This window comes from Streptomyces sp. NPDC040410, assembly GCF_055595715.1.
In genome coordinates this window covers 691,774-701,030 of record NZ_JBVIVK010000002.1, presented here as the reverse complement: position 1 = coordinate 701,030, position 9,257 = coordinate 691,774, and the positions used below count along the sequence as shown (strand labels likewise).

Here is a 9,257-nt window from a genome sequence, read left to right as displayed (position 1 = left end):
TTTCCCTTTCCGGCGGTTCCGACTCTATCAGATCCTTTCGGGCCTGACTCCCAGTCAGCGGGGCTTGTCTTCGCGGCTGTTGGGCCGTTCCGACGCCTCAAACCTTAGCGGATCCTCTCGGCAGCTCCTAATCGAGGTGCCGATCCCGAATCGAATTGAATTCGGGCACGCCGAATTCAACCCCGGTGGGCGATCATGCTTGTGGTGTGAAGTGCCGCTTATGCGGCGGGAGGTGTTGTCAGAGAACTGTTACGGCTCTGTGGCAACCCGAAGAACTCTACGGATCTCACCGAGGGCTGTCAAGCGCCCCTTGTCAAGATCTTTTGGTCGGGCCTCAGTCGAGATCGCTGAGACGTCCGCCGGCGTCCGGCTGGGCGTACTCCACCCTGCGCAGCAGGCGGGTGAGGACGTCACCGAGGGCGGTCCGCTCCTTCGGTGACAGGTCCTGGAGCAGGTCCTCCTCGAAGACCGTGGCGAGCCTCATCGCCTCCAGCCACTTCTCGCGGCCCTCGGCGGTCAGCTCCACGATCACGCGCACCCGGTTGGACTCGTCGCGCTCGCGGGTGACCAGACCCTCGGCGACCATGCGGTCGATCCGGTGGGTCATCGCCGCCGGCGTGAGGCCGAGGCGCTTGGCGAGGTCGCTGGGGCCCAAGCGGTACGGGGCGCCGGAGAGGACGAGTTCCTTGAGGACCTCCCACTCGGCGTTGCTGATGCCGAGGGCGGCGGTCTGGCGGCCGTAGGCGACGTTCATACGGCGGTTCAGACGGGAGAGCGCCGAGACGATCTTCTCGACCTGGGGGTCGAGGTCCTGGAACTCGCGCTGGTAGGCGGCGATCTGCTCTTCGAGTGTCGGTTCGCCGAGGGTGCCGGGGGTGTCGCCCATGAGCGCAGTATCGCATGGTCCTGCTTGGTGTTGAAGTCCTTCTAGGTGTAGTGTTTAGCTTCGAACTTTAGCTTCGAAGTCTTCATACCTAACTACTGAGAGAGGTGAACGTGACCAGGGCGATGGGCGCAGCGATGCGCCGGATCCACGTGGGCAACGCACTCAGCGCGTTCGGGCTCGGCTTCACCGTCCCCTACCTGTACGTCTATGTGGCGCAGGTGCGGGGGCTGGGTGCCATGACGGCGGGTCTCGTGCTCGCCGTCTTCGCCGTGGCCGCGCTGATCGTGCTGCCGTTCGCCGGTCGGGCCATCGTCCGGCGGGGGCCGCTTCCGGTGCTGCTCGCCGCTCTGGTCACTGCCGCGCTGGGCTCGCTGAGCCTGGGACTGGCGAGCAATGCGGTGACCGTGCTGCTGTCGGCGGCCGCGCTCGGGGCGGGACAGGCCGTGATGCAGCCGGCGCTTGCGACGATGATCGTGGACTGCTCGGCGACCGAGACCCGGTCGCGGGCGTTCGCCACGCAGTTCTTCCTGCAGAACCTCGGGCTCGGCGTCGGTGGGCTCATCGGCGGGCATCTGGTCGACACCAGCAGTGCCGCGTCCTTCACGCTGCTGTTCGCGATCGAGGCGGCGATGTTCCTGCTGCTGGTCGTGGTGATGTCGACGGTGCGGATGCCGCACTCGCCGCGGATCGAGGACGCGCCGGCGCGGTCGGGCAGGGGCAGCTGGAAGCAGCTGCTGGGCAATCGGGCCATGGTGCAGCTGTGTGTGCTGGGGTTCGTGCTCTTCTTCGCCTGCTACGGGCAGTTCGAGTCGGGGCTGAGCGCGTACGGCGTCGAGGCGGCCGGGATTTCGACGTCCGCGCTGGGTACCGCGCTGGCTGCGAACACGGCGATGATCGTGGTCGCGCAGTTCCTCGTGCTGAAGTTCGTGGAGCGGCGGCGGCGGTCGCGGGTGATCGCGGCTGTCGGGCTGATCTGGGCCGTGGCGTGGGTCGTGGCCGGGTACGCGGGGCTCGGGCACGGCAGCCAGGAAATGGCCACGGCGGCGTTCGTGTCGACGTATGCGCTGTTCGGGCTGGGCGAGGCGATGCTGTCGCCGACGGTCGCGCCCCTGGTCGCGGACCTTGCGCCTGAGGGGATGGCGGGGCAGTACAACTCCGCGTTCGCGCTGGTGAAGCAGCTTGCGCTGGCTTTGGGGCCGGCGGTGGGCGGGCCGATGGGGGCCTCGCTGCATGCGCCGTACGTCGTGACGTTTCTGTTGTTCTCGGTCGGGATCACCGTGCTCGCGCTGCGACTGGGACGGCAGCTGACTGCTGCGCAGGATCAGCCGTGGCGGGCCAGGAGCCGGGTGGTGGCTCAGGGGGGCGCGGGTGCCTCGTCGGCGGGGCATGCCCAGGCTCACGCCTGAGGTCTCTCGCCCCCGTCGCCCCTACCCGCCCCGTCCCCAGGGGCTCCGCCCCCGCCAGGGGGCTCCGCCCCCTGGACCCCCTTCGGCCTGAACTGCCTCGTTCTTGTCAACCCCCGGACAGGCTGCAAGGCGTCCTAGCACCCGCCTTCACTTCGCGCCCGGCAACCCGAACTCGCACCACACCGCCTTCCCGCCCCCCGGCGTCCGGCGGGAGCCCCACGCCGAGGCGATGGTCGCGACGATGGCGATGCCTCGGCCCGACTCGTCTTCCTGTTCCGCGCGGCGGCGCCTCGGCAGGTGGTCGTCGCCGTCGGTGACCTCGATGATCAGGCGGCGGTCGGTGCGTCTCAGGCGCAGGCGCATGGGCGGGGTGCCGTGCTGGAGGGAGTTGGCGACCAGTTCGCTCGCGGCCAGGACTCCCAGGTCGTGCAGGTCGGGCGGGAAGCGCCAGCTGGTCAGCACGCCGGAGGCGAAGGCACGCGCGCGTGGGGCCGCCTCCACGCCTCCGAGGAGTTCCAGCGCCGCGTTGCGGAAGAGTTCGCCGTCCGGGCCCGTGCGGGCGGGGTGCTGGAGGACCAGGACGGCCACGTCGTCGTCGTGGTCCGCCGTCACCCCGGCGGAGCGGACCAGGCGGTCGCAGACCACCTGGGGGGTGCCGGTCGCGCCGGCGAGGGCACGCTCCAGGGCCGCGATGCCCTCGTCCAGGTCCTCGTTCCTCCGCTCGACCAGACCGTCGGTGTAGAGGACCGCCGTCGAGCCCGGGCCCAGTGCGATCGAGCCCGAGGCGTGCACCCAGCCGCCGGTGCCCAGGGGCGGGCCGGTGGGTTCGTCGGCGCGCTGGACCACCCCGCTCTCGTCGCGAACCAGGATGGGCAGGTGGCCTGCGGAGGCGTACACCAGCCTGCCCTCGTTGGGGTCGTGGACGGCGTACACGCACGTGGCGATCTGGTTGGCGTCGATCTCGGTGGCCAGGCCGTCCAGGAGCTGGAGTACCTCGTGCGGGGGGAGGTCCAGGCGGGCGTAAGCCCTGACCGCGGTACGGAGCTGGCCCATGACCGCCGCCGCGCGCACGCCTCGGCCCATGACGTCGCCGATGACGAGGGCCGTACGGCCGCCGCCGAGTGTGATCACGTCGTACCAGTCGCCGCCGACCGCGGCCTCCGTGCCGCCCGGCTGGTATGTGGCGGCGATGCGCAGGTCGTCCGGTTGTTCGAGCTCCTGGGGGAGCAGGGAGCGCTGGAGGGTGACCGCGGTTTCGCGCTGGCGGCGTTCGCTGGCTCGCAGGCGTTCGGCGGCCTCGGCGTGATCGGTGACGTCGGTGGCGAATACGAGAACGGCGCGGACGGCACGGCCGCAGCTCTCGCCTTCGGTGACCGGGGTGCAGGTGAAGCTGTAGGAGCGGCCGCCGGGAGCCTTGCGGGACTTGATCGTGCGGGGCTTGCCGCTGCGCAGTACCTGGTCCAGGAGCGGGAACAGGCCGAGTTCGTCGAGTTCCGGAAGGGCCTCGCGGGCCGGGTCGCCGATCGGGCGGGCGCCGAAGGCCGCGACATAGGCGTCGTTGACGTAGGCGAGGCGGTGGTCGGGGCCGTGGACGAGGGCGACGAGGGCCGGGACGCGGTCGAGGACCTCGCGGACGGGCAGTTCGTCGACGGCGGGCACGACCGGCGCCTCGTGGGTGAGTCGTTCGGCGCGGGCCGCGGGCACGGAGCCCGCCCCGAGTCGGTCCGGTGCGACCGTGTGTTGTGGCCGCGCTGCCGCGCGGCGCTGCGTTCCGGGGAGCCGGGCGCTCCAGCGCGTGAAGTTCACGAATCCTTGCCTCGTGTCGTCGTCTTCGTCGTCTTCGGCGTCTTCGGCGTCTTCGGCCGGCTCCGGGCCCGGCCGAGGGGCCGGGGGACGGCGCCACCGGGGTGCAGCACGGTGGGAAGCCTGATGGTTCGAAGGGTTCGAATGGTTCGAAGGGCGGGCGGCTGCCCGTCCTTGGTCGGGTATCAGTCTGGCAGTGTGGCCGACCGGGCCGACATCCGTCAGACGCCTTCCCCTCCGGTGGAGTTCCGCGGTCCGGTCAGGACGACCCCTTCGGGTCGGAAGGAGGCTTTCCACCGGCCGCGAGTTCGAACTCCGCTCGGGGATGTTCGAGCGAACCGAGGGAGACGATCTCCCTCTTGAAGAGCCCCGACAGGGTCCATTCGGCGAGCACGCGGGCCTTGCGGTTGAAGGTGGGCACCCTGCTGAGGTGGTAGACGCGGTGCATGAACCAGGCGGGGTAGCCCTTCAGCTTGCGCCCGTAGAGGTGTGCGACACCTTCGTGCAGGCCCAGGGAGGCCACCGAGCCGACGTACTTGTGGGCGTACGTCTCGAGGGGTTCGCCGCGCAGGGAGTGCACGATGTTGTCGGCGAGGACCTTCGCCTGGCGGAGCGCGTGCTGGGCGTTGGGGGCGGTCTCCTTGCCGGGTTCCTCGGCGGTGACGTCGGGGACGGCCGAGGCGTCTCCCGCGGACCACGCGTGCGTGACGCCTTCGACGGACAGCTGGGGGGTGCATTTCAGCCGACCGCGTTCGTTGAGCGGCAGGTCGGTGGCGGCGAGGATCGGGTGGGGTTTGACACCGGCCGTCCACACGACCGTACGGGTCGGGAAGCGGGCGCCGTCGCTGAGGACGGCCACGCGGTCGGCGCAGGATTCGAGCCGGGTTCCCAGGCGTACGTCGATGTTGCGGCGGCGCAGTTCGGTGACCGTGTAGCGGCCCATCTCCTCGCCGACCTCGGGCAGGATGCGGTCCGAGGCCTCGACGAGGATCCACTTCATGTCGTCGGGCTTGAGGTTGTGGTAGTAGCGCGTGGTGTAGCGGGCCATGTCCTCGAGCTCGCCGAGCGCCTCCACGCCGGCGAATCCGCCACCGACGAAGACGAAGGTCAGGGCCGCGTCGCGGATGGCGGGGTCGCGGGTGGAGGAGGCGATGTCCATCTGCTCGATGACGTGGTTGCGCAGGCCGATGGCCTCCTCGACCGTCTTGAAGCCGATGCCGTAGTCGGCAAGGCCGGGCACGGGCAGGGTGCGTGAGACGGAGCCGGGCGCGAGGACCAGTTCGTCGTATGTGATCTGCTGCCCGCCCGTTCCCTCCTCCTCCGTGGCGAGGGTGGTGAGGGTGGCCGTGTGCTTGGCGTGGTCGATGGACTGCGCCTCGCCGATGACGATCCGGCACTGGTCGAGGACACGGCGCAGCGGTACGACGACATGGCGGGGGGAGATGGAACCTGCGGCCGCCTCCGGAAGGAACGGCTGATAGGTCATGTAGGGGTCGGGTGTGACCATCGTGATCTCGGCCTCGCCCCGCCTGAGCTCCTGTTTCAGCTTCTGCTGGAGGCGCAGGGCCGTGTACATCCCGACGTAGCCACCGCCGACAACCAGAATGCGCGCGCGTTCCTTCACCATCCCATGACGCACCCGCCGCTCGCGTTTGTCCACAGCCCCGACAATCTGTGTGACCACGGGTCCGGTGCGCGCAGGGTTGGCCGAATTGTCGGAGCGCTTGGAAAGCACGCAGGTCAGGGGGTGCGCGCGTGGGGCTCGGGGAGGGCGCAATCGGGACGTATACGACCCGTACTCCGATCGGGGGGCGCTCCGTGCGGAACCTGCCCCTTCTGAATTGACCCTCACTCAACTATGTTCGTGTGTCGACGGGGTGCAGGGGGATGCGCCTTCGGGTCCGCGACGGGCGGGCTCGTGAACCGGGCCTGTTCCCCATGCTCCGGCTTTCAATGGCGGGGAGAGTCTCCGGGGGGAGACGTCATTACCGGGGGAACGCTTATGCACATTCAGGACTCTCATTGGTCGTCCGCGTCTGCCACCGCAGCCGGTGGCGGGACGCTGGGCGGAGCGATGACAGGGACGATGAGCGCGGCGGGCGACGGACGCGGGGACGGTTCGCGGACGACGCCGCTGCGCGTGGACGCACAGCGCAATCTGGAGCACGTACTGCGTGCGGCGCGCGAGGTCTTCGGCGAGCTGGGCTACGGCGCGCCGATGGAGGACGTGGCGCGGCGCGCGCGGGTCGGCGTCGGCACGGTGTACCGGCGCTTCCCGAGCAAGGACGTCCTGGTGCGGCGGATAGCCGAGGAGGAGACCTCCCGGCTGACCGACCAGGCGCGTGCGGCGCTCGGGCAGGAGGACGAGCCGTGGTCGGCGCTCTCGCGCTTCCTGCGGACGTCGGTGGCCTCCGGCGCCGGGCGGCTGCTGCCGCCGCAGGTGCTGAGGGTCGGAGTCCTGGACGAAGCGGCCGAGGGCGCCGACGGTTCGGTGTTCGACGAGACGCGCGTGCCGCAGCAGCGGCTCCGGCCGGCTTCCGCGGAGCTGCGGCTGGTGCCGGAGCAGCCCTCGGCCGTGTCCGCGGACGACGACGCGGGGGCGGCGGCGCTGCTCGACGTGGTGGGCCAGCTCGTGGACCGGGCGCGCGCGGCGGGCGAGCTGCGGGCCGATGTGTCGGTGGCGGACGTGCTGCTGGTGATCGCGACGGCGGCGCCCTCGCTTCCGGACGCGGCGCAGCAGGCGGCGGCCTCGGCGCGGCTGCTGGACATCCTGCTGGAGGGGCTGCGGTCCCGGCCGGCATGAGGGCCGGATCGTCAACCTCGGCTGACGCGTGACTCGAAGAGGTGACAGTGAGGCGTGGGCGCTGCGTCGCCCTCGCCTCGGCTTCACCGTGTGAGTGTTACAGGCATTTCAGGCAAGCCGATCAACTCCCTTTCGTTGAACGCAAATTGACCTGCCTCCGGGCAGGTGACGGCCGGTCCCGCGCCGCGGCAGGTCCCTATGGACGAGTTCACGATTCGCGCTGAGGGGTCCCGAACAAAAGCCAATATGGCACTCTGACCCGGTGTTCGGGACTGGTTGGGCAGGCGGCGGGGGCTTTCCGCGATGAGCGTTGACGGGCGGGACGAGTCACACGGTGACGGCGACGCGGAAGCACGCGGGCCCGCCTCGCCGCAGGTTCCGAGTCAGGGGGGCCGCGCCGGCTTCCCGCAGAACGGCGACTTCTCAGCAAGGGGCATTCCGGCGCAGGGCGGCGAACCCGTCGAGGCCGGCATCCCCGCACAGGGCGGCGAACCCGTGGAGGGCACCGTACCGGCGCAGCGCGACCGGCGCGACGACGGCGTCCTGTCTCCGCCTTGGGACGTGGCACCGTCCGACGGCGACCTGATCGTGCGCATGCGGGCGGGCGACGACACGGCGTACGAGGAGCTGTACCGCCGCCACGCGGGCGCCGTTCGCCGGTATGCGCGTACCTGCTGCCGGGACACCCACACCGCGGACGACCTCACCGCCGAGGTCTTCGCCCGCATGCTCCAGGCGGTGCGCGGCGGCGCCGGCCCCGAGCAGGCCGTGCGCGCGTACCTGCTCACGACCGTCCGGCGCGTCGCCGCCGGCTGGACGAAGTCCGCGAAGCGGGAGCAGCTCGTCGACGACTTCGCGGTGTTCGCCGCGCAGTCCGCACGCGGGCCCCAGGTGTCCGGCGACGGCACACAGGGCCTGGGCGCGGACGTGCGCGCGATGCACGAGGCCGAACGGTCCCTGGCCATGCAGGCCTTCCGCTCGCTGCCCGAGCGCTGGCAGGCCGTGCTGTGGCACACCGAGATCGAGGACGAGTCGCCGAGCGAGGTCGCCACGCTTTTCGGGCTCGACGCCAACGGCACGCGCGTGCTCGCCAGCCGCGCCCGCGAGGGCCTCAAGCAGGCCTACCTCCAGGCCCACGTCAGCGCCGCCCTCGCCGGCGACGAGGAGTGCGCCCGCTACGCCGACCGGCTCGGCGCCTACGCCCGCGGCAGCCTGCGCTCCCGCGCCGAGCGGGGTCTGCGCAAGCACCTGGAGGAGTGCGTCAAGTGCCGGCTGGCCGCGGGCCAGATCAAGGAAGTCGCCGGCGGTATCCCCGCCGTCGTGCCGGTCGCGGTCATCGGCTGGTTCGGCGCCGCCGGGTACGCCAAGGTGCTCGGGCTCGTCGCCGGTGGTGCGGGGGCGGCCGGCGCCGTGGCGGCCGCCAGCGGCGTGGGAACGGCCGGTGGCGGTGCGTCCGGCGGGGCGGGCACCGGCGGCGGTACGGCGGCCTCGGAGGGGCTGGGTGCGGCCGTGAAGGCCGGTGTCGCAGCCGGTGTGGTCGCCGTGGGCGTCGCGGCAGTGGTGGTGATCGCGCTCGGCGCCGGCGACGGCCCCGGCGAGAAGCCGGACGCCAAGCCGCCCGTGTCCTCGCCGGTCGTCCAGCCGGCCCAGGACACCCCAGCGCCCCCGGAGAAGGAACCCGGGGCGAAGCCGCCGGCGGTCGCGCTCGCGCCGGCCGCCACGCCGGCCTCAACCCCGACCCGGGCATCGGCCCCGGTCTCGACGGCCACAGAGTCACCGGCGCCGACCGCGACGGCCACCGAGGCCACCACCCCGGATCAGTCGCCCGCTCCGGCCCCCACCCCCACGCGGGAGCCCGCACAGACCCCGGCACCCACCTCGACGCCCACGCCCACGCCGACCCCGACTCCCCCGCCCGCTCCGGCCACCTACCGGTTGAGCGACCTCGACTACGACGTCGCCGGCGACGGTACCGAGCCCGAAGTCCGGCTTCGCGCGAGCAGCTGGCTGTGGCAGCGGTACGGCATGTCGATCGCCGGCCACGAGTATGCGGACGGTGGGACCGTGCGCGGCGACTCCTCCGTGACCGTCGACCTCAACCGCCGGTGCTCTTCCTACGACGCGCTGGTCGGCATAGACGACCTCACCCTGAAGCACGGAAAGACGCACTTCTCCGTCTACGCCGACGGGGTCCGGCTGTGGAAGTCCGGCGTGGTCGAGGACGGGGAAACGGCGGAGCCCGTCCATGTGAACCTCGCCGGCCGCAGCACCGTACGGCTGGTGGTGGAGTCGCACGGCCACCTGGACTCGGTGACCCTCGCGGACTGGGCCGAGGCGGAGTTCACCTGTACTTAGAAGG

6 protein-coding genes are annotated in these 9,257 nt (G+C 71.3%); 3 read left to right on the top strand and 3 right to left on the bottom strand.

Going from position 1 to position 9,257, the window contains the following annotated elements:
• Positions 1–334 precede the first annotated feature (334 nt).
• A complete protein-coding gene (locus tag ACZ562_RS07280; protein WP_471174745.1) occupies positions 335–886 on the bottom strand; it encodes a MarR family winged helix-turn-helix transcriptional regulator in 552 nt (183 codons plus the stop codon).
• Between the two features lie 134 nt (positions 887–1,020).
• Between ACZ562_RS07280 and ACZ562_RS07275 the strand changes: the two genes are divergently transcribed.
• Positions 1,021–2,292 carry an MFS transporter gene (locus ACZ562_RS07275; RefSeq protein WP_471174823.1) on the top strand — a complete coding sequence of 424 codons (1,272 nt, stop codon included), beginning with the start codon at positions 1,021–1,023 and terminating at the stop codon, positions 2,290–2,292.
• Positions 2,293–2,439: 147 nt separating this feature from the next.
• On the opposite strand, the gene ACZ562_RS07270 is transcribed toward ACZ562_RS07275, so the two are convergent.
• On the bottom strand, positions 2,440–4,098 hold the full coding sequence (locus ACZ562_RS07270; RefSeq protein WP_471174743.1) for an ATP-binding SpoIIE family protein phosphatase: 1,659 nt from the start codon (positions 4,096–4,098) through the stop codon (positions 2,440–2,442).
• Between the two features lie 256 nt (positions 4,099–4,354).
• Positions 4,355–5,722 (bottom strand): NAD(P)/FAD-dependent oxidoreductase, encoded by a 1,368-nt coding sequence (locus ACZ562_RS07265; RefSeq protein ID WP_471174821.1) that lies wholly within the window; start codon positions 5,720–5,722, stop codon positions 4,355–4,357.
• Between the two features lie 375 nt (positions 5,723–6,097).
• Here ACZ562_RS07265 and ACZ562_RS07260 point away from each other — a divergent pair, with 375 nt between their 5' ends.
• Positions 6,098–6,898, top strand: coding sequence for a TetR/AcrR family transcriptional regulator (locus ACZ562_RS07260; protein WP_471174741.1), 801 nt, complete (start codon positions 6,098–6,100; stop codon positions 6,896–6,898).
• Positions 6,899–7,201: 303 nt separating this feature from the next.
• Positions 7,202–9,253: a sigma-70 family RNA polymerase sigma factor gene (locus ACZ562_RS07255; RefSeq protein WP_471174739.1), complete on the top strand. Its 2,052-nt coding sequence runs from the start codon at positions 7,202–7,204 to the stop codon at positions 9,251–9,253.
• The last annotated feature ends 4 nt before the right edge of the window (positions 9,254–9,257 follow it).

Coding starts and splice junctions, on each gene's coding strand:
- ACZ562_RS07280 (WP_471174745.1), bottom strand. CDS start 886: ATGGGCGACACCCCCGGCACCCTCGGCGAACCGACACTCGAAGAGCAG.
- ACZ562_RS07275 (WP_471174823.1), top strand. CDS start 1,021: ATGCGCCGGATCCACGTGGGCAACGCACTCAGCGCGTTCGGGCTCGGC.
- ACZ562_RS07265 (WP_471174821.1), bottom strand. CDS start 5,722: ATGGTGAAGGAACGCGCGCGCATTCTGGTTGTCGGCGGTGGCTACGTC.
- ACZ562_RS07260 (WP_471174741.1), top strand. CDS start 6,098: ATGCACATTCAGGACTCTCATTGGTCGTCCGCGTCTGCCACCGCAGCC.
- ACZ562_RS07255 (WP_471174739.1), top strand. CDS start 7,202: ATGAGCGTTGACGGGCGGGACGAGTCACACGGTGACGGCGACGCGGAA.